The sequence below is a fragment of the uncultured Hymenobacter sp. genome (genome assembly GCF_964243305.1).
In the GTDB taxonomy this organism is placed as follows: domain Bacteria; phylum Bacteroidota; class Bacteroidia; order Cytophagales; family Hymenobacteraceae; genus Hymenobacter.
In genome coordinates this window covers 239748-259470 of record NZ_CAXTEF010000002.1, presented here as the reverse complement: position 1 = coordinate 259470, position 19723 = coordinate 239748, and the positions used below count along the sequence as shown (strand labels likewise).

General features: G+C 65.0%; 20 protein-coding genes. 10 read left to right on the top strand and 10 right to left on the bottom strand.

What is annotated here, in order from left to right:
* Positions 1–193: 193 nt before the first annotated feature.
* Entirely contained in the window at positions 194–730 is a 537-nt protein-coding gene (msrA, locus tag ACFE70_RS02640) for a peptide-methionine (S)-S-oxide reductase MsrA (RefSeq protein ID WP_375416152.1), read from the bottom strand.
* A 124-nt stretch (positions 731–854) separates the two neighbouring features.
* Positions 855–1745: a 3-hydroxybutyryl-CoA dehydrogenase gene (locus ACFE70_RS02635; RefSeq protein WP_375416151.1), complete on the bottom strand. Its 891-nt coding sequence runs from the start codon at positions 1743–1745 to the stop codon at positions 855–857.
* A gap of 207 nt (positions 1746–1952) precedes the next feature.
* On the opposite strand from ACFE70_RS02635, the gene ACFE70_RS02630 reads away from it, so the two are divergent.
* Positions 1953–2123 (top strand): lmo0937 family membrane protein, encoded by a 171-nt coding sequence (locus ACFE70_RS02630; protein ID WP_375416150.1) that lies wholly within the window; start codon positions 1953–1955, stop codon positions 2121–2123.
* Positions 2124–2197: 74 nt separating this feature from the next.
* Here the strand turns inward: ACFE70_RS02630 and ACFE70_RS02625 are convergent, their stop codons facing one another.
* The gene (locus tag ACFE70_RS02625; RefSeq protein ID WP_375416149.1) at positions 2198–3034 is read right to left on the bottom strand and encodes a hypothetical protein; all 837 of its coding nucleotides are present in this window, start codon (positions 3032–3034) and stop codon (positions 2198–2200) included.
* 95 nt (positions 3035–3129) lie between these two features.
* Positions 3130–4752: an ABC-F family ATP-binding cassette domain-containing protein gene (locus ACFE70_RS02620; RefSeq protein WP_375416148.1), complete on the bottom strand. Its 1623-nt coding sequence runs from the start codon at positions 4750–4752 to the stop codon at positions 3130–3132.
* A gap of 314 nt (positions 4753–5066) precedes the next feature.
* On the opposite strand from ACFE70_RS02620, the gene ACFE70_RS02615 reads away from it, so the two are divergent.
* A complete protein-coding gene (locus ACFE70_RS02615) occupies positions 5067–5537 on the top strand; it encodes a DUF4199 domain-containing protein (RefSeq protein WP_375416147.1) in 471 nt (156 codons plus the stop codon).
* Positions 5538–5761: 224 nt separating this feature from the next.
* Complete coding sequence (locus tag ACFE70_RS02610; protein ID WP_375416146.1) at positions 5762–6181, top strand: hypothetical protein; 420 nt, start codon at positions 5762–5764, stop codon at positions 6179–6181.
* A gap of 97 nt (positions 6182–6278) precedes the next feature.
* Here the strand turns inward: ACFE70_RS02610 and ACFE70_RS02605 are convergent, their stop codons facing one another.
* Entirely contained in the window at positions 6279–6731 is a 453-nt protein-coding gene (locus ACFE70_RS02605) for a hypothetical protein (RefSeq protein WP_375416145.1), read from the bottom strand.
* Between the two features lie 167 nt (positions 6732–6898).
* On the opposite strand from ACFE70_RS02605, the gene ACFE70_RS02600 reads away from it, so the two are divergent.
* Complete coding sequence (locus tag ACFE70_RS02600; protein WP_375416144.1) at positions 6899–7741, top strand: murein L,D-transpeptidase catalytic domain family protein; 843 nt, start codon at positions 6899–6901, stop codon at positions 7739–7741.
* A gap of 146 nt (positions 7742–7887) precedes the next feature.
* Positions 7888–8703 carry a M48 family metalloprotease gene (locus ACFE70_RS02595; RefSeq protein ID WP_375416143.1) on the top strand — a complete coding sequence of 272 codons (816 nt, stop codon included), beginning with the start codon at positions 7888–7890 and terminating at the stop codon, positions 8701–8703.
* Positions 8704–8893: 190 nt separating this feature from the next.
* Here ACFE70_RS02595 and ACFE70_RS02590 read toward each other — a convergent pair whose 3' ends face one another.
* Entirely contained in the window at positions 8894–9529 is a 636-nt protein-coding gene (locus tag ACFE70_RS02590; protein ID WP_375416142.1) for an LON peptidase substrate-binding domain-containing protein, read from the bottom strand.
* A gap of 169 nt (positions 9530–9698) precedes the next feature.
* Here ACFE70_RS02590 and mtgA point away from each other — a divergent pair, with 169 nt between their 5' ends.
* Both mtgA and ACFE70_RS02580 read left to right on the top strand, forming a co-directional pair.
* A complete protein-coding gene (gene mtgA / locus ACFE70_RS02585) occupies positions 9699–10466 on the top strand; it encodes a monofunctional biosynthetic peptidoglycan transglycosylase (protein ID WP_375416141.1) in 768 nt (255 codons plus the stop codon).
* A gap of 9 nt (positions 10467–10475) precedes the next feature.
* On the top strand, positions 10476–10952 hold the full coding sequence (locus ACFE70_RS02580) for a YybH family protein (protein ID WP_375416140.1): 477 nt from the start codon (positions 10476–10478) through the stop codon (positions 10950–10952).
* A gap of 52 nt (positions 10953–11004) precedes the next feature.
* On the opposite strand, the gene ACFE70_RS02575 is transcribed toward ACFE70_RS02580, so the two are convergent.
* Entirely contained in the window at positions 11005–12111 is a 1107-nt protein-coding gene (locus ACFE70_RS02575) for an App1 family protein (RefSeq protein WP_375416139.1), read from the bottom strand.
* Positions 12112–12223: 112 nt separating this feature from the next.
* Between ACFE70_RS02575 and ACFE70_RS02570 the strand changes: the two genes are divergently transcribed.
* Both ACFE70_RS02570 and ACFE70_RS02565 read left to right on the top strand, forming a co-directional pair.
* On the top strand, positions 12224–12703 hold the full coding sequence (locus ACFE70_RS02570; RefSeq protein WP_375416138.1) for a hypothetical protein: 480 nt from the start codon (positions 12224–12226) through the stop codon (positions 12701–12703).
* Positions 12704–12867: 164 nt separating this feature from the next.
* Positions 12868–13983, top strand: coding sequence for a DNA topoisomerase IB (locus ACFE70_RS02565; RefSeq protein WP_375416137.1), 1116 nt, complete (start codon positions 12868–12870; stop codon positions 13981–13983).
* Between the two features lie 64 nt (positions 13984–14047).
* Here ACFE70_RS02565 and ACFE70_RS02560 read toward each other — a convergent pair whose 3' ends face one another.
* Together ACFE70_RS02560 and ACFE70_RS02555 are read right to left on the bottom strand one after the other, a co-directional pair.
* On the bottom strand, positions 14048–15643 hold the full coding sequence (locus tag ACFE70_RS02560) for a hypothetical protein (RefSeq protein WP_375416136.1): 1596 nt from the start codon (positions 15641–15643) through the stop codon (positions 14048–14050).
* A gap of 100 nt (positions 15644–15743) precedes the next feature.
* Positions 15744–17390, bottom strand: coding sequence for a hypothetical protein (locus ACFE70_RS02555; RefSeq protein ID WP_375416135.1), 1647 nt, complete (start codon positions 17388–17390; stop codon positions 15744–15746).
* A 151-nt stretch (positions 17391–17541) separates the two neighbouring features.
* Between ACFE70_RS02555 and ACFE70_RS02550 the strand changes: the two genes are divergently transcribed.
* Positions 17542–18840 carry a hypothetical protein gene (locus ACFE70_RS02550; RefSeq protein WP_375416134.1) on the top strand — a complete coding sequence of 433 codons (1299 nt, stop codon included), beginning with the start codon at positions 17542–17544 and terminating at the stop codon, positions 18838–18840.
* A 61-nt stretch (positions 18841–18901) separates the two neighbouring features.
* On the opposite strand, the gene ACFE70_RS02545 is transcribed toward ACFE70_RS02550, so the two are convergent.
* Complete coding sequence (locus ACFE70_RS02545) at positions 18902–19630, bottom strand: spheroidene monooxygenase (RefSeq protein ID WP_375416133.1); 729 nt, start codon at positions 19628–19630, stop codon at positions 18902–18904.
* Positions 19631–19723: the final 93 nt, after the last annotated feature.

The window sequence follows — 19723 nt, the reverse complement described above, 5'->3', positions numbered from 1 at the left end:
TTTATCGGATTAAACGGATTAGTCGGATTTCGAGGACGATTCGGCAAGCTTCCGTTCAAATCCCTACCCCCCTCTAAAAAGGAAAAGGCCACTCTCATCAGAGTGGCCTTTTCCTTTTTAGAGAAGACATCAAGCCCGAAGTTGAATCGTCCTCGAAATCCGATTAATCCGTTTAATCCGATAAATCCGTGGTTCAGACAGCCTGCTTCAGCTTCTCCCCAAATAGCGCCTTCACCTTGTCCACTTTGGGCTTGGCCACAAACTGGCAGTAGGGCTCGTGGCCGTGCTGGTTGTAGTAATTCTGGTGGTAGTTCTCGGCCACGTAAAACTCGGGGGCAGCCGTGATTTCGGTCACTACGGGGTTGGGGAAGGCCTGGCCCTCGTTGAGCTTCTGCTTGTACTCCTCGGCCAGGCGCTGCTGCTCGTCGCTGTGGTAGTAAATCACCGAGCGGTACTGGGTGCCGGCGTCGGTACCCTGGCGGTTGAGGGTGGTCGGGTCGTGGGTTTTCCAGAAGATTTCCAGCAGCTCCTTGTAGGAGATGACGGCCGGGTCGAAGTTGATGTCGATGACCTCGGCGTGGCCGGTCAGGCCGCTGCACACTTCCTTGTAAGTGGGGTTTTTGATGCGCCCGCCGGCGTAGCCCGACACGACTTCTCCTACCCCCTTCAAATTCTGAAACACGGCCTCGACGCACCAGAAGCAGCCGGCGCCAAATGTTGCTTTTTCCATAAATCGCAGATGTTGCTGATTAAATTAATTACGCTGATAAGCTAACGGGTTAGACGCGCGGGCGGTTCGTTCCTTACAGGGGGGTAGGGCAGTAGCGCGGACTCGCCGAGTCCACGCTGCTTTACTACTTGCGCAGCCGCTCACTCACGGCCAGCTCTTTAGAGCCGGGCGTGTACTGGTAGAAGCCTTCGCCCGACTTGATGCCCAGGCGGCCGGCCATCACCATATTGACCAGCAGCGGGCAGGGCGCGTATTTGGGGTTGCCCAGGCCCTCGTGCAAAACGCGCAGAATGGCCAGGCACACATCCAGGCCGATGAAGTCGGCCAGCTGCAAGGGTCCCATCGGGTGGGCCATGCCCAACTTCATTACCGTGTCGATTTCCTCGACGCCGGCCACGCCCTCAAACAGGGCCGTGATGGCCTCGTTTATCATCGGCATCAGGATGCGGTTGGCCACGAAGCCGGGGTAGTCGTTGACTTCGGTGGGCGTTTTGCCCAGCTGCCGCGACAGGTCCATCACGCGCGCCGTCACCTCCTCCGATGTGGCGTAGCCGCGAATGACTTCCACGAGCTTCATCACCGGCACCGGGTTCATGAAGTGCATCCCGATGACCTGCGCCGGGCGCCGGGTGACGGCCGCGATGCGGGTGATGGAAATAGAAGACGTATTGGAAGCCAGAATGGCTTCGGGCGGCGCAAACTGGTCGAGGTCGCGGAAGATTTGCAGCTTCAGCTCGACGTTCTCGGTGGCCGCTTCTACCACCAGGCTGGCACGCTGCACGCCTTCTTCCAGGGAAGTAAAAGTTTGCAGGCGGCCCAGGGTGGCGGTTTTGTCGGCCTCGGGCAGGCTGCCCTTGCTCACCTGCCGGTCCAGGTTTTTGCTGATGGTGGCCAGGCCCCGGTCCAGGGCCGGCTGGCTGACGTCAATCAAAGCCACGGCAAAGCCGTGCTGGGCAAAAACGTGCGCAATGCCATTGCCCATCGTGCCGGAGCCGATAACGGCGACGTTCATCATAAAACAGGGGGGTAGGGGTGGGAGAGGGGAAGTACGAAGAGGCCGCCGCGCCGGCCCCCTTTGTGCTGCCCGCAAAGCTAAGCCGTGCCCCGCCACGCGGCCCGGACAGCCAATATTTTAACCAAACGATATCTTTTTTGAAACCTGCCCCGTACAAACCCGCAGAAGTGTTTCTTTTCCCCTTTCACCCTTCAAATTTCTTCCGTCATGGGTAACCTCCTCTATATCGTCGCCGTCGTCCTGATTCTCATCTGGGCCCTCGGCTACTTCGGCATTCTCGGCACCGACCTGCAGAGCAACAGCCTGATTCACATTCTGCTCGTTATCGCCATCATCGCCATCCTGCTACGCGTCATCAGCGGGCGCCGCCCGGTATAGCTGACGACTGGCTGAACACAAGAAAAGCCCTCCCGTGCATTGCGGGAGGGCTTTTTCGATGATATACGACTCGGCTAACGGCCGATGTTAAAGAGAAAGTTGAAGCGAATCTCGGGCTGCCCGTAAATGCTGGTGCCAACCCCAGAGTTGAAATTATACAGCACCACGATATCAGCCGCCGCATTGCTGCTAAACTCGGTGCGGTAGCCGGCGCCGAGCAGCGGCGTCCTCACGTTGCGCTTGAACACTTCATAGCGGGCGTTGACCAGCTCAGCGTTTGTCACTTCATACTCGCCGTGCAGGAAAAACTGCTTGTAGACCATGAATTGCGCAAACGCCTTGAAGCCCAGGCTGCTCGTGGAAACGGCGCGCTCCCCGTTCGGAAACGCTATATTGGCCGGTACATTGTCGGTCAGCGACATGCGGCCATACGAGTAGGAGATGCCCGGCCCGACGGAAAGCCGGTCCGTGACGCGGTAGCCCAAGGCGGGCGCGACACTCACGTTGAACTGGCTCAGACCGTCGAAGGAATTAAAGCCCAGGCCGAAGTTCGTGTAGATAAAATACTTCTTGGCCGTCAAAGCCGGCCCGCCGAAGCCTTCGGTGTGCTTGGTGCGGCCACGGCCCGGAAAGTTGAGGCCCGACGGGCTGTCGGGGGTAGGGGCGGGCACATTAGCCGGGGCGGGGGCCGGCGCCACCGGGGCTTCGGGCGCCGAAGGGGGGGTAGGGACGGTGGCTGGCTCGGGCTGAGGCGTGGCGGGCTGCGGAGGCTGAGGCGCGGGCGCCGGCTGCGGGGCCGGACGCGAGCCGGGGGGCGTCGTGTTTAGTACCGGCTTGTCCTGGGCCTGGGCGCCGCTGGTGGCCGTGAGCAGCGCCGCGGCCGTGAGCAGCGGCAGAAAAAAGGATTTCATGAGTTGAATGAGAAATGAGGAATGAAGCGTGAGGAATTAACGAAAAGAGGGCTGCTAAAATTCTTTACTCCTCGTTCCTGATTCCCAATTAAAAGCTAAGCCAACTGGTACTTGCGCTGGCGCTGCGCCTTGATAGTTTCGTCGGCCAGATACTCTTCGTAGCTCATACGCCGGTCGATGATGCCGTCGGGCGTTAGCTCGATGATGCGGTTGGCGATGGTATCGATGAACTGCAAGTCGTGGGAGGCAAACAGGAGCGAGCCGGTGAAATCTTTCAGGCCGTTGTTGAGGGCCTGAATGCTTTCCAAATCCAGGTGGTTCGTCGGGTCGTCGAGCACGAGCACATTGCCGCTTTCGAGCATCATCTTGCTGAGCATACAGCGCACTTTCTCGCCGCCGCTCAGCACGTTGGGCTTCTTCTGCGACTCCTCGCCCGAGAACAGCATCCGCCCTAGCCAGCCGCGCACGAAGCTCTCATCCTTCTCCACCGAGTACTGCCGCAGCCAGTCCACCAGGTTCATGTCGTCGGCCTGGAAGTAGTCGGAGTTTTCCTTCGGAAAGTAGCTCGGCGTGATGGTCGTGCCCCACTTGCATTCGCCCTTGTCCGCTTTGGCGTGGCCGAAAAGAATGTCGAAGAGCAGCGAGGCGGCGCGGTCGTCGCGGCCCACGATGGCCACCTTGTCGCCCTTATCCAGCGCAAACGACACGTCCTTGAGCACCGACTTGCCATCGACTTTCGCGCTGATGCCCTCCACGGTGAGCAGCTGGTTGCCGGCTTCGCGCTCGGGCTTGAAGGCGATGTAGGGGTAGCGCCGCGAGGAGGGCTTGATGTCTTCCAAGGTCAACTTCTGGAGCAGCTTTTGGCGCGAGGTGGCCTGCTTGCTCTTGGAGGCGTTGGCCGAGAAGCGGCGCACAAATTCTTCCAGCTCCTTGCGCTTGTCCTCCGTTTTCTTATTTACTTCCTGGCGCTGGCGCAGGGCCAACTGGCTGCTCTCGTACCAGAACGAGTAGTTGCCGGGGTACATCGTGATTTTCGAGAAGTCCAAATCGGCCATGTAGTTGCACACGGCGTCGAGGAAGTGGCGGTCGTGGCTCACCACAATAACGGTGTTCTGGAAGCCGTCGAGGAAGTTTTCCAGCCACAGCACGCTCTCGGCGTCGAGGTTGTTGGTGGGCTCGTCGAGTAGCAGCACGTCGGGGTTGCCAAACAGAGCCTGCGCCAGCAACACGCGCACCTTCTCGCTCGCGCCGAGGTCGGCCATCAGGCGGGAGTGCTTGTCTTCGGTGATGCCCAGGCCCGAGAGCAGCTCGGCGGCTTCATACTCGGCGTTCCAGCCTTCAAGGTCGGCAAACTCGCCTTCGAGCACGGCGGCGCGCTCACCGTCGGCGTCCGTGAAGTCGGCCTTGGCGTAGAGCGCATCCTTTTCCTGCATCACGGCAAACAGGCGCTGGTGGCCCTGAATCACGGTTTGCAGCACTGGCTGCTCGTCGTAGGCAAACTGGTTTTGCCGGAGCACGGCCAGGCGCTGGCCAGCGGGCAGCTCCACCGAGCCGGTGTTGGGCTCCAGCTCGCCACTCAGGATTTTCAGAAACGTGGACTTGCCCGCCCCGTTGGCCCCAATGAGGCCGTAGCAGTTGCCGGGCAGAAACTTCACCGTCACGTCTTCAAACAGCACGCGCTTGCCGTAGCGCAAGCTCACATTAGTAGTCGAAATCATTGAGAAGCAGCAAAAAAGAAAGCGGATAAAAAGCGCCGAAACCGGCTGGTTGCCCAAAATTACGCAAATTGCTCTGCGCTCTGGTCCGCTTCACCGGGCGGGCCGGCGCGCGGGCCGCCTGGGCCAATCCGAAAAATAACTACTTAGTCCTCAATTAAGTGCCGGCGCCCGTGCGCAAGCCGCTGGCCGGGCCCGGCCAAAACCGGCCGCTGGCCAAACATCAGGTCCGAAAACTAAGTATAGTAGCCCGAAGCTGGCTTCCCCCGCCGGCACCTTTTCCCTACCCCCTTCCTCTTACCCGAACCCTTTGCTTTATGGCTGACGCCACGCTCACCCCCGAAAACAACGGCTTCCGCATGGGCCTCTACACGGCCGCCGCTCTGGTTGGCTACACGCTGCTGGCCGCCGTGCTGGGCTTTTTCCACCGCATTGAAGCCGGCGCGCTCGATGTGCTGATTCTGGTGGTTGGCGTCACGCTGGCTATTGCCCGCTACAAGCGCGCCAAGGGCAACCGGATGCCCTACCTGCAAGGCTTCGGCACGGGGATTATCACGGCGATGGTGGCCTCGGTCGCGCTCGGGCTGGCCTTCATCGTGCTCACGACGGTGCTGCCTAAATCGATGGATTTGACCCGCGCCCGCGACTTGTTCGGGTTCGACTTGTCGGTCGTGATTGCCTTTCTGGCCATTATTCTGCTGGGCACCATGTCGGGCGTCATCACTTCGCTCGTGGCCATGCAGGCCTTCAAGAGCCCCGACCACAAGCCCATGACCAGCATCGAGTAGGCGAGCGTCTGCCCGGCTCAGCTTAGCGAAGCCCGTTCCAGGTTGCTGGGGCGGGCTTCTGCCATTATTTTTGGTGGAATTCAATAAAAAAATGAAAAACTAAATACAATAATGAAAACTATTCTTACTTTTATGTCAAGGAAAGGCCGAACAGTAAAACTCACCTATGTTTAAGTTGCGTTTTACGGCCATACCGCATTTCACCACCCTTCATTTCTTTTTTTATGTTTTCCAACATCTACCCTTTGCTCCTGGTAGCCAGCTTAGCGCTGGTTTCCACCGCCGCCCACGCCCAGCGCCGCGACCAAGTAGCGGCTACGCCTAACACGCTGGCCCAGCAGCCCCTCTCGACCGCCGCCGCTGAGCTGACCCGCGACATGAGCACCCGGCTCAAGCTCAATGAGGGCCAGTACGTCAAGCTCTATCAGATAAACAAAACCCGCGTCAACCAAGTGGCGCTGATTAACCGCGACTATAAGAACGACCCCGGCGCCCTGTCCACGAAAATGTCGGAGCTGGACAGCCAGTACCAGCAAGAGTGCAGCCGCATCCTGACGCCCAGCCAGCTCAGCCAGCTGCGCCCCGAAGACCAGCCGGCCCAGCCCAGCCCGACGCCCACCGGCACGGGCAACGGCCTAGGCTAAGCCGCCCCGGCCGGCCGCACCCGCCGAGAGTTTTCCCTATAGAGAAATCTAAAAAAGGCCCGCCGTTTATTCGGTGGGCCTTTTTGGGCTTTGCAGCTTAGTGGGGGGGTAGGGGGTCGGCCAGAATCTCGGTCACCGTGCCCAGCGGGCCGAAGCGCAGGCTGAGCCGGGGGGCCGAAGAGCGCCGGTGGGCGGGCTGGCACTGCGTGCCGGGCGCCAGGTAGTAGTAGTACACCTTTTCGGTCTGGGCGCGCAGCTCCTCCTCGTCGGGGTGGCCCAGGAGCTTATCGACGGCGTTGGCGCGGGCGTTGTAGAGCTGGTTGCGGGCGCGCAGCAGGGCCGGGGCCAGGGCCGGGCGCTGGCCGAGGCAGGCGTAGGGGTCGCGGCGCCAGGCCGCCGCGTCGAAGCCGGGCAGCTGGGCGGGCAGGTCGTGGCCGCAGCCCAGCAGCAGCGGCAGCAGCGGCAGCAGCAGGGCCCGTCCCGCGGCGCGGCGGCGCGGCGCCGGGCGGGCGGGCGGGGGTAGGGGAGCAAGCCGGGAAACGAGCGGCATAAGCGAGGCGCGGGAACAGAAAAGCAGCGGGAAAGCGGTGTTCCGGCGAACCAGATGACCGCCGAAACTGGTTAGAGGCCGAAATTACGGCCTAAAATTGGCGCAAGGCTCGCTCCGGCGGCGCCTTCGCCCCGATAGACCGGGCTGCTCACCTGCTTTTTAACTAGATGACGACGCGCACCTTCTCTCTTTCGCTACCGTCGGCCGGGCGCGCTCCGCGCCTGACGCACTGGCTGTTAATGGCGGCGCTCTGGCTGAGTGCCGGCCCGGCCCTGGCGCAGCAAAGCCCGCGCCCATCGGCGGCCGGGCAGTTGCCGGCTCAGGCGCGCAAGGCGCTGTATTCGGCCAGCTTCGAGCAGCACGCGGCCCGGCTCTACGCCCGCGCCGGGCTGGGCCCCACGGGGCTGACGCTGCCGGTTTTCCGGGAAGGACTGGTGGGCTATTACAACTTGCAGGCCGCGGCCGGCAAAGGCCGGCGCACCACCCGACCCGTGCTCACGCTCATCGACTTTGCCCGGCCCAGCCACCAGAAGCGCTTGTGGGTGATAAATATCGCTGAGGGCCGGCTGCTGTTTCACACGCTCGTGGCCCACGGCCGCGGCACCGGCGACGTTGAGCCAGTGGCTTTCTCCAACCTCGGTGGCTCGAACCAGAGCAGCCTGGGCTTCTACCGCACGGCCGCCGCTACCTACGAGGGCAAGCACGGCACTTCGCTGAAAATCAATGGCCTCGACCCCGGCTTCAACACCAATGCCGAAAGCCGGGCCGTGGTAGTGCACGGCGCCGAGTACGTGTGCGAGGACTTCATTAAGCAGCACGGCCACCTGGGGCGCAGCCAGGGCTGCCCGGCCCTGCCGGTGGCCCAGACCAAGGCCATTATTCAGGCCATCAAGGGCAACAGCATCATGTATCTGCACGGGCCAGCGGCCGCGCGCTACCGCTCCAAATGGCTGAACGTGGATACCGCCGTGGAGATATTCGCCCAGACTCAGGGACTGGCGGTACGGTGAAAGAGTGATTAAGTGAATGAGTGACTAGAAGGGGTAGGGATTTTATAACCCCGCGCAAGGTCAGCCGTTAAAAGCGCGTCGAGTGAACAGTAGGCTGTTGTTGCAACAGCTATTCACTCAGTTACCCATTCACCTATTTACCGCTCATGCGCCTCAATCTTCGCGTTATCATCGGCCTGATTATGGCCGCCGTAACGCTGTTCGGCTACTATTTCAATACCTCGAAAAATGAGGTCACCGGCGAGACGCAGCACGTCAACATGAGCGCCGACCAGGAAATCGCCCTGGGTTTGCAGGCTGCCCCTGAGATGGCGGCTCAGTACGGCGGCCTCAGCCCCGACACCCGCGCCCGCGCCGCCGTCGAGCAGGTCGGGCAGCGGCTGGTGCAGGCCAATCAGCTCAACACGCGCACGCCCTACAAATTTCAGTTTCACCTGCTGGCCGATGACCAGACCATCAACGCCTTTGCCCTGCCCGGCGGGCAGGTGTTCATCACCCAGGGCATTCTCAAAAACCTAAAATCCGAAGCCGAGCTGGCCGGCGTGCTGGCCCACGAAGTAGGCCACGTAGTAGGCCGCCACTCGGCCGAGCAGGTGGCCAAATCCAACCTAACCCAGGGCCTGGCAGGGGCCGCCAGCATTGCTTCCTACGACCCCAACAGCCCTGGCTCGTCCATCGCCAAGGCCGCCGTGGCCGCCGCCATCGCTAAGGTGATAAACCTGCGCTTCGGCCGCGAGGATGAGCTGGAGTCCGATAATCTGGCCGTCAAGTTTACGGCGCCGGCCGGCTACGACCCCCGCGCCATGCTGCAAGTCATGCAAATGCTGCAAGCCCAGGGTGGACGCAGCTCGCAGCCCGAATTTATGAGCACCCACCCCGACCCCGGCAACCGCATCCAGCAGATTCAGCAGGCTATTGCCCAGCAGTTTCCGCAGGGCCTGCCAGCCGGACTGAAGCAGTAAGTCTGAACCACGGATTTATCGGATTAAATGGATTAGTCAGATTTCGAGGACGATTCTCTTGAGTCAGAGTCAAAATCCCTACCCCCCCTAAAAAATCAAAAGGCCACTCAAGTGAGTGGCCTTTTCTATTCGGTAGAATCGTCCTCGAAATCCGATTAGTCCGTTTAATCCGATAAATCCGTGGTTCAGATTAGAAGTTAGGCGGCGTTAAATTCTTAAAGTGCCCATTGAGCCGCACGCGCTCCTTGAGGCGCTCGGTTTCGAGCACCACGGGCAGGATGCGCTCGAGGTGCTCGCGCACGATTTCCTGGCGCTCCAGCTCCGACGTGGTGGCCAGCAGGTCATATTCCTGGCTTGTGCTCAGGCCCAGGTGGTGGGCCACGTCGTAGATTCTATAGTCGGGAGCCAGCTCCAGCAGCAGCTTGCGCAGGCCCAGCGCCTCGTAGAGCTGCCGCACCTGCACCGTAATAATTTCGCGCAAGTCCGGGTCGGCCTCGTCGTCGCTCACAATAGTTTCGACCTGCCCGGCGGCGTAGAGCTTGCCCGGCGCCTGCCGAAAAAACTGCTGCACCCGAAACACGCCCACGCCCCGCGTGCGGATATCCAGCTCGCCCGAATTGTAGGTTTTCTCGACGCTCATCAGCCGCACCTCGGTGCCCAGCTCGCTGAGCGTGTTGTCCAGAAAGGGCGGGACACCGAAGGTCAGGTTCTGCTCCAGACAGTCGCGTACGAGCTGCCGGTAGCGCGGCTCAAAGATGTGCAGATTAAGCTTCTCCCCCGGAAATACGACGAGGTTAAGCGGAAATAAAGGCAGCAGGCGGGGCATCGGGAGCAGGATAATTAGGGAAACAACTAACGGCCTTGCCGCTGGCGAGGGGGGTAGGGAAAAGCGTAGCGCCCGGCGGGGGGGTAGGGAGTGGGCTGCTTGCTAAACAACAAAGCCCGCGAAAGGTAGCGGGTTGGCTTAACTCCGCGCCGCGCCTACTTTTGCCCCAATGGCCGCTACCACTCCTCCTCGCTCTGTCGCTCATTGGCTGAAAAGGGCCGGCTCGCTGACCTTGCAGATTGGGGCAGTGCTGTTTTTAACGTCGGTGGCCTGGGTTTTAATCTACCGCTGGGTGCCGCCGCCGGCCACCTGGCTGATGCTGGAGCGCCGCGCCCGCCCGCCGGTGGGCCGCGGCTACTATGGCATTCAGGAAAGCCCGCGCCGGGTGCGCTACCAGTTTCGTCGCATCAGCGAGGTGGCGCCGGCCGTGCCGCTGGCCCTGGTCGCGGCCGAAGACCAGCGCTTTCTGGTGCACCACGGCTTTGATGTGGACGCCATGTGGCGCGCCGCCCAGCGCAACTGGCACCGCGCCGAGGGCAAGCCCGTGGTGGGCGGCAGCACCATCTCGCAGCAAGTAGCCAAAAACGTGTTTCTCTGGCCCGGCCGCTCCTACGTGCGCAAGGCCGCCGAAGCCTACTTCACGGTGCTCATCGAGGTGCTCTGGAGCAAGCGCCGCATCATGGAGATGTACCTGAGCGTGGCCGAAATGGGCGACTGCACCTTCGGCGTGGAAGCGGCCAGCCAGCGTTACTTCCACAAGCCCGCCTCGGCCCTTAACTACCAGGAAGCTGCCCTGCTGGCCGGCGTGCTGCCCAATCCGCTGCGCTTTCGGGCCAGCCAGCCCGGCCCGGTGGCCCGCGCCAAGCAGCGCCACGTGCTGCGCAACATGCGCCGGCTGGGCGGCGCGGCCTACGTAGCGGAGATAATTGATAACTAAAAATGAGGAATGGAAAAGTATAAACTGAACCGGAGGTTGGTGGGCGCGGTGGGGGTAGGGCTGCTGGCCGGCTGCACCCCAACTCTTCCGCAAACGGCTACCGCCCCCGAGGCGCCCGCCGCTGTGCGCCAGGCCATCGGGGCACTGCTCAGTACTCAGACCGCCACCTGGAACCGCGGCGACGTGGCTGGCTTCATGCAAGGCTACTGGCCCTCGGACTCACTGGTTTTCATCGGCAAAAACGGCCCCACCTACGGCTACCAGGCCACGCTGGCCAACTACCGCAAAAGCTACCCCAGCCCCGCCGCTATGGGCCAGCTCGACTTTAGCAATCTGCAAGTCACGCCCCTGGCGCCCGGCGCGGCGCAGGTGGTGGGCCGCTGGCACTTGGCCCGCCCCGCCGCTGGCGACTTGCAGGGCCACTTCCTGCTCGTGCTGCGCAAGCTCAGCGGCCAGTGGCTCATCGTGGCCGACCATAGTAGCTAACCGTCTGTCATCCTGCTCGTGCTGCGCAAGCTCAGGATGACAAATAGAATTATTAACTGCTAATCAGGCCCAGCGTGGCGGCGTGGCGGGCGGCGGCGGCGTAGTCGGGCACCAGCAGCATCTCGACGCCCTCGCCGCGCAGCTCCGCGGCCACGGGGCCGACCAGCACGGCGCGGGCAGCCACCTGCACGTCGCGGATGTAGATGGCGCGGATGCGGCTGGGGTGGCGGCGCACTACCTCGCGGTAGATGCGGGCGTCTTCCTGGCCGCTGTCGCCGAGCAGCACGAAGGGCAGGCGGGGGTAGGCGCAGAGCAAATCGTCAATCTCGTGCAGCTTGTGGCCGAAATGGATGGCCGCCGAGCCGGTGATGCCGGGCGGCGGTGCAGTCTTGGGCCGGCCCAGACCCAGGTCGCGCAGCAAGAGCGGGCCGGGCGGGATGTTGTTGATTTCCAGGAAAGTTTCCAGCACGTCGTACAGGTTCCAGGGCGAGGAGCTGACGTAGAAAAACGGGTTGTCGGGCCGGCCGGTGCGGCCCTTTTGCAGGGCCTGGTAGAAGTCGGCCACGCCGTCGAGCACCCGGTGCGAGTGGGCGTTGCGCAAGAGCACGTTGCCCAGCATCCGGCGCAGGCTCGTGGCCTCGGTCACCAAGATGGTGTCGTCAATGTCGCTGATGACGCCGAACTCGGCCGTGGCCGGCGGCACCAGCACGTGGGCCGCGGCCGTGACGGCCAGCGTGGGCTGCCGCAGCGGCGCCGGCACCGAGTCCAGCCGCAGCGGCACCGGATACCAGAGGTGCGCCACCGGCTCGGGCAGGGCCCGCGGCGTGAGCACGAGCAGGAAGTAGCCCTCCTCGTCGGTAGTGGTGCGGTACTGCTGGCCGTCGGGCAGGGTCACGAGCAGCTCGGCGCCGGCCACCTCGCGCGAGTTGAAGCGGCGGTACATGCTGCGGAAGTTGCGCCAGCGCGAGTCGGTGGCCGTGGCCGTGGCAATGCCCTGGTCGGCCAGCAGCCGCCCCTTGATGTAGAAGCTGCTGGCCGTGCCGTAGCTGCGGTAGGGCAGAATCTGGAGCGGGCGCAGCCAGCCCAGCAGCGCCGCAGCGCGGGTCAGCCAGGTGTCGAAGCGGTCGGGCAGGGAGCGGAGAGTGTCGGGCAGCGCCATTGGCGCAAACCTACAACGGCAGCGGGGCAGGAATGCTGAATTGTTGGTGATGAAGCTAATCGGTGGAGTCAGTAGGGTAGGTTTGTCAAAAGAGTCACTCTTTTCATACTTGATGAAGCAAGAATTTTACTCTATTGCCGAACTGCTCGCTTACACCTCCTCTCCAACTGGCAAAGCTGGCGAAGGCTTTTGTAGAGTAGGCCCAATACCATCGGGTTTAGCGGTTCAAATCCAGGCAGCAACCGGGCTTAACGTTGAGGGCTTTGAGCTTGTGCTTGACCAGTCTGGGGTGCGACATACTCTCGAGCAACACGGACTGGACAATGCAGCTTCCGAGATAGCGCAAGGGCAGGTTCCCATCGAAGACGCTGATTTCGGGGCTTTGGCTTCCTGGCTGCCAACTCCAGATAATGTTTGGGCTGGCGAAATGCGCCCCGGCAAACTGCCGATGCCATGCCTAGAGTTTCAGTTTCGGCATCCTACGGGCATAGTCAGCGCCATCCTAGAATTTCGGCCCGGCCGGCGGCGGTTGGTGCTCACCACGATGTATAAAAAAAGGCCAGCCGCCGAAGCGACTGACCTTACTTTCTAAGCGGCGAGCGATGCAACAAGGTCGGGCAAACCCAACCAGTCCCCCTCTTAAGCGTCCGAAACGTTCCGCTCCCAGGGCAAATATACAGTTCGGGCTTGGAAAAAGTTGCCAACCTTGCCGCTACCGCGCCGGTTGCGTAAGCACTGCTCATTCCCTACCCCCCTATGCCCACCGAAGCCGCCCCGCGCCCTAAAACCCGCAAAAAAAACCTCGCCCCGCTCGCCGAAGAAGCCCACGCCCTCTACAAGGACCCGGCCCGCACGGCCAAGCTCGCCGGCCTGCGCTACGCCACCGATGCCGGTCCCGGCCTTACCCGCCAAACCGATGCGGAGGGCAACGTAACTTACCTCGACGCGCGAGGGCAAGCTGTTGAGGATGAGGCGGCCCTGGCCCGCATTCACTCCTTTGTGATTCCGCCGGCCTGGACGGAGGTCTGGATTTCGCCCCTGCCCACCGCCCACTTGCAGGTCACGGGCCGCGACAGCCTCGGCCGCAAGCAGTACCGCTACCACCCGGCCTGGGACGAGCTGCGCAGCCTGACCAAGTTCTCGCGCCTGCGCGCTTTCGGCGAAAAGCTGGCCGAGCTGCGCCAGCAGCTTAACAAAGACCTGGGCCGCAAGGAGCTGGACCGTGAAAAAGTCGTGGCCCTGGTGCTCACGCTCATGGACCAGTCGTTTATTCGGGTCGGCAATAAAGAGTACGCCAAGAAAAACAAAAGCTACGGCCTGACCACGCTGCGCGACAAGCACGTGGCCGTGCACGGGCAGGACGTGCAGTTCACCTTCGTGGGCAAGAAGGGCGTGGCCCACGACGTGACCCTGCACGACCGCCGCTTGGCCCGGCTGGTGCAGAAGTGCAAGGAGATTCCCGGTCAGCACCTGTTTCAGTACTACACGGCCGATGGGCAGCGCCACGCGCTGGAGTCGGGCGACGTGAACCACTACTTGCAGGAGAAGACCGGAATGGCGCTCTCAGCCAAGGACTTCCGCACCTGGGGCGGCACGGTCAAGATGGTGCGCTGCCTGGAAGCCGTGTTGCACGCCGAACCGGATTTGCCCCAGGACCAGGCCCTGAGAAAAGCAGTGAAGGAAGTGGCCTGCGGCCTGGGCAACACGCCCACCGTGTGCTCGAAGTACTACATTCACCCGCAGGTGGTCGAACTGTTCAAGTCGGGCCAGCTGGTCGAGTACCTGCGCCGCCACGACGTCGACCCGGCCGAAAATGACCTGCTCTCGCCCACTGAGCACCTCGTGCTCGACATGCTCAGCGTGACCAAATAAGGCGCCAGGCGCGGGTGGCTTGGTACGGGCGAGGGGGGTAGGGAACCCTCGCCCTCCTCCCCGGTTAGTCTTCGCTTACGTAGTCATATGCCCGCTCGGCCGGGGCGCTGCCCTGGTAGGCTCGCACGCCCCGGACCGGCATCGGGCCCGGCAGCTGGTCGTCGCCCGGCCCACCGTAAACGCGTAGCCGGGGCCTGCTGGCTGCGGCGCCCGCCGCATTTTTCAGGATAAATACATCATTGCCGCCCAGCCCCTCCAGCTGAATAAGCCGCGTTTGGGTTGGAGAAAAGCTGCGCCGAAACAGCAGCGCTGGTGGCCTTGCGGCGCCGGAGGGGGGTAGGGAATGCACGGTCACGACGGTAGAGTCAGCGTAGCGCACGACCTCAAACCGCTCGGCCTGCGCCGTGCCGCCCACCACCGGCCGCCGGGCCAGGTGGCGGTAAAACTCGGCGGCGAAAGCCGGCAGAGCCGCGCGCCGGGCTTGCAGCGCGGCCAGCAGCCGCGGGCCCTCCAGGGCCTGCACGGCGGGCGGCAGCCGGCGCAGCGCCCGCACCAGCAGCGAGTCGGGCAACTGCTGCTGCATGAGCCGGGCCGCCCCCTGAAACTGCTGCTGGCTCAGCTGGTTGAGGCCACGCGCGTCCAGGTAGCGGGCGTTGTGCGTCAGCCAGCGCGGGCGGCCGAAGCGCGGGGCAAACGTGGCCCAGGGCCGCCTCAGCACGTGGCCCACCAGCCAGCCCACCAGCCCATCGTCGAGGCGGTAGAACACCATGTCGCGGTCTTTGGGCACGGGCTGGTAGCTGGTAACGCCCGCGCTCTCCGGCCGCGCGGCCCAGCTCCACTGCCCGGTGTGGCGGTCCCAGTCGCCAAGCCAGGCGTCGAGCAGGCGCGCGCGCAGCAGCGCCGCCTGGTCGAGGCGGTGGGCCGGACTCTCGAAGGTGAGGTCAAACGTCACCCCACTAGCCAGCACGGCCAGCGGGGGGGTAGGCTGGCCCGCCCCCTGCGGGGCCGGCCGCCCAAATTTCTCTTCCAGCAAACCCAGCTGCCCCCGGAAGCGGCGCAGCGAATCGGGGGCAAAAACGGGGTCGTCGGGCCGCACGTAGAACAGCCGGGGCCGGGGGCCGGGCACGCCCACGGCGGCGGCCAGCGGCGGCACGGCCAGCGCGGCGTAGGGATTGGTGGCCGAAATATTGTCGCGCAGGGCATTGGTCAGAAACGAGCCCCGCAGCCAGCCCGGAATCACCTGAATGGGGTCTTTGTCGACGGTGCGCAGCACGTACTGGCGGCCATCAGCGGCCCGAAAGCTCAGGCTGATGCTGTTGAAGCCGCCGCCGAGTGTGCCCGGCGTCAGGCCGCCGGGCACCGCGGTAGCTAAGTTTAATACCGGCGCCGTCACCGGCGCTGCCCAGCTGGGCCGGTGATGGCGGCCCACCAGCGCCTCGTAGAGCCGTCCGTGGCGGGCGTAATGCCGGCCGGCCGTCAGCTCCCGCGCCGAGTCGGCGCCGGGGGGTAGGGGCCGGGCGGCGGGCGGGCGGGCATCGGGCTGAAAAAACGGCTGGCGGGCGCAACCGGCGGCCAGCCCCATTAGGCCCAGCAGCGCGCCCAACTGCCTTCGGGACGAGGCTGGCACGTGGGGGCGTAGAGAGGCGAAAAACAGCGTCAACGGATGAGAAAAGCCAGGGGTGAGCGTGTTACGCAAACTGCGCTGCTACGGCTGAGGCTGCCGCCAGGGTGCCGGCGCCGGGCGGCGCTAGTCAATCGTCTCAATTATCGCTCAGCCGGTCGTAGCGCGGGTACCGGCGCGGCAGCGGGCGCGGCGCCACCCGCTCGCTAGGCCCGGTGGCCGGCTGGTCGTCATAGAAAACAAGGCGCCGCGCCGGGCCGGCGCCGCGCACCCGGTCGGTGCCCGCCCCGCCCACCAGCCGCAGGCGCACGCGGCTGGCCGGGCGGGCAGCGGCAGCCGTCTCGATGTCGAATACGTCATCGCCCGCCAGTCCTTCCAAGGTAAGCTGGCGGGTCTCACCGGGCAGGAAGGTGCGCCGAAATAGCAGCGAATCGGCCCCCAGACCAGCCGAAAATACGCTCACCGTCACCGAATCGGCCGTGCGGCGCACCACAAACCGCTCAGCCTGCGCCGTGCCGCCCACCACCGGGCGGCGGGCCAGGCGCCGGTAAAACTGCTCGGCGGCGGCCGGCAGCGCCGCCCGTCGCGCCCGCAGGGCCGCCGCCGTGCCCGGCCCGACCAGCCCGTACACGGCGGGCGGCAGCCGGTGCAGGGCCCGCGCCAGCAGCGAGTCGGGCAGCCGGGCTTGCAGCAGGCTGGCCGCCCGCTGAAAGTCGGCCCGGCTGGCCCCCACCAGCCCGCGCTCATCGATAAACCGGGCCTGCCGGACCAGGCCCGGCACGCTGCCGTAGCGCGCCCGGAAGGTTTGAAACTTGGGCACCAGCCGGCTCACCAGCCAGGGCAGGGCCCCATCATCAAAGCGAAAGAAAACCTGGTCGCGGTCTTTGGGCAGGGCCTGGAAGCGGGTGCGGCCATCCTTTCCCCGGAAGGCCGCCCACTGCCACTGCCCGCTGTGGCGGTCCCAGTCGCCGAGCCACACGTCGAGCAGGCGCGCGCGCAGCAGCGCCGCCTGGTCGAGGCGCTGGCGCGGGTCGGCGTAGACGCGGGCCAGCATCGGCTCGCTATCGAGCAGCTCGCGGGCCCCGGCCAGCGCGGCCGGCTGATTGGCCGGGCCGCTGTATTTTTCTTCCAGTAGTGCCAACTGCCCCCGCAGCCGGCCCGAGAGTTTGCCCAGGCCTGCCTCATCGGGTTGCACGTACACCAGCCGGGGGTGGGTAGGGATTACGCCCGCCGCTTCGGCCAGCGGCGGCACCACCAGGGCCGCGTAGGGATTGATGGCCGAAGTGGCATCGCGCACGGCATTAAGCAAAAACGTTTTTCGCAAAACCCCCGGCAGGGTTTTGCGCGGGTCTTTGTCGAGGGCGCGCAGGGCAAACTCGCGGCCATCGGGCGCGCGCAGGCTCAGGCTGATGCTTTGAAAGCCGCCGCCGGCCTTGTCAAATTGCAGCGGCCCGCCGCCGGGCGCGGCGTGGGCCAGGTCGAGCACGGGCGCCGTGACGGGCGCGGCCCACACGGAGCGGTAGTGCGCGCCGAAAACCGCCCGGTAGAGCCGGCCGCAGCGGTTGTAGTGGCGGCCGGCGCTCATGCCGCGCACCGAGTCGGGGGAGGGGGGTAGGGGCCGGCCGGCCGGCTCGGGCGGGCGGGCGTTGGGCGGGCCGTAAGGCTCGCGGGCGCAGGCGCCGGCCAGCAGCCCGAGCAGCGCGCCGCTCAGCCAGAATAGCGGCCGGAGCGCCCGTCGGCGACGGGCCAGGTAGTCCGGTTTGAATAAGGAAATAACAAGTTGCAAACCAGCCGCGAAAAAGCTTCTGCGGTCTTCAACGCAAACCCCGGCCGAAAGTAAGCGGCCGGCGCCATCTTCTGCTGCCGCGCGGCAACCCGGCCGGCCGCTTTGCGCTATACCAGGCTCGCTTGCTAACTCAACTTCCCCTTGCGCGCCTATGCGGCCGAGCCTGCTGACGAGCCTGCTGATTCGACTCGGGCGCGGGCTGGCCGCCGGGCTGCTGCTGGCGCTGCTGGCGTTGGCGCTAGGCCTGCTGCTCTCGGCCGCCGCGACCGGGGTAGGGCCGGGCGCTTCCCTACCCCCCCCACTGGCCCGTACCAGCGCTGGCCCGCGCTGGGTGCCCGACTCGGCCACGGTGCAAGTGGCGGCCGGGCCGCAGTACGCGGCCGGCTGGGGCTGGCAGCTGCTGTGGGGGCGCCACCACCGGCGCCTGTGGGCCACGCCCGTCACGGCGCGGGTGCTGCGGCTGGGGCCGGGCACGCCCGGTGGGCTGCGCCCGGTGCAGGCCGGCGGCAGCTACCAGAGCCGCACGCTGCGCCTGCGCGCCGACGATGGCCGCGAGTTCGTGCTGCGCTCGGTAGATAAAGACGCCCGCGCGGCCCTGCCCGCCGGCTGGCCGCGCCGGCTGCTGGGCGGCCTCATGCGCGACCAGACCAGCGCCGGCCACCCCTACGCGGCCTACCCCGCCGCCCGGCTGGCCGAAGCCGCCGGCGTGCTGCACACCAATCCGCAGCTCGTGTTCGTGGGCGATGAGGCCGGGCTGGGCCAGTTCCGGGCGCGCTACGCCAATGCCCTGTACTTGCTGGAAGAGCGGCCCGACGGCGACCAGCGCCACGCCCCCAGCCTGGGCTTCGCGCCGCGCGTCATCAGCTCCAGCCACCTGCGGGCGCGGCTGGGCCAGCAGCCGGCGCCCAGCCCGGCCACGGCCCGCGCCTTTTTGCGGGCCCGGCTGCTGGACCTGTGGCTCGGCGACTGGAGCCGCCGCCCCGACCAGTGGCGCTGGGCGGTCTTTCCCACTGCCCAGGGCAACACCCGCCCCGAGTACCGGCCCATTCCGCGCGACCGGGACCAGGCGTTTTTTCAGCTTGGTGATGGGCTGTATCCGGGGCTGATTTCGCTTTGCGTAGCCAAGTACCAGAGCCTCACGCCCGCCCTCACGCCCCGCCGCGTGGCCGGCCTGCGCCGCAGTGCCCGCGCCCTCGACCTGCTGCTGCTGCGCGGCCTCGCCCGCGCCGATTTTCAGGCCGAAGCCGACTCCCTGCGGCGGCGCCTCACCGACGAGGCTCTCGCCCAAGCCCTGCAGGCCGGCCCGCCCGAGGTGCGCGCCCAAATGAGCGCCGACCTGACGCCGGTGCTGCGCGCCCGGCGGGCGCAGCTGCCGGCCGTGGCCGGCTGGTTTTTCGAGCAGCTGCAAGCTGATAAAGAGCCAGTGCCGGAAGCGGTCTGGCGGGACTGAAAAGTAGCGCGGACTTTGTAGTCCGCGACCGCGCCGACGAGCAATGCTGGGCACTCGCGGACTACAAAGTCCGCGCTACAGTAATCGGGTCCTGGCCATCAATGGTGCCGGTGTGGCGCAGGATGCGGAAGCGGGCGAATAGCTCCTCAGAATACCAGTTTTCGCGGCGCGTGAGCTGAATCACGTCGCGGTGGCGGTGGTCGCGGTAGGCGTAGTCCTGCACGGCCCGCTCGGATTCCCAGACCGAGAAGGTGGCCTGCCGCACCACCGGCAGCTCGCCCAGCCCGATGGCCATGCGCACGCCCGGCGCCGCGGCCAGCGCCTGCAGCGGCGCGGCCCCGGGCCCGGCGAAGCTCCAGAAGCGCGGCGCCTTCAGCCAGTGAATCGAGGCGCGGGTGAGCACGGCCACCGGGCCTTCGGCGGCCGAAGGGGGGGTAGGGATTTCGGCCGCCAGTTGCGCCGCAAACGGGTTCTGGCCATCCCAGAGGCCGTGGGCCTTGATGGGGGCCAGCTCCAGCCGCCACTGCTCCTGGCTGCGGCGCTGATAGTCTTGCCAGAGCGCGCCGGCCTCGAAGGCGGCGGCGGCTTCGGCCGAATCCCAGGTGGCCAGCAGGCCGTAGCGGTCCCAGTTGGGTTGCAGGCCAAAACCGTTGGTGGCGCCGCTGCCCAGCAGCTTAAAGAAGCGCAGCCCCGCTACCCGTCGTAGCCGGGGCGGCGAAGTGCCCATCTGGGCCAGCCCCCAGCGCCGCTGGCCAGGCTTCAAGGTGAAAATAGTGAGCGTCGTAGTCAAGAAAATGAGCCGTTAGCTTCTGCGTCATCTGCGCAGCCTTCTGCGCCCTCGGCGGGCCAAAGCCGCCAGAACGACAGCCCCAGAACAGTTCAA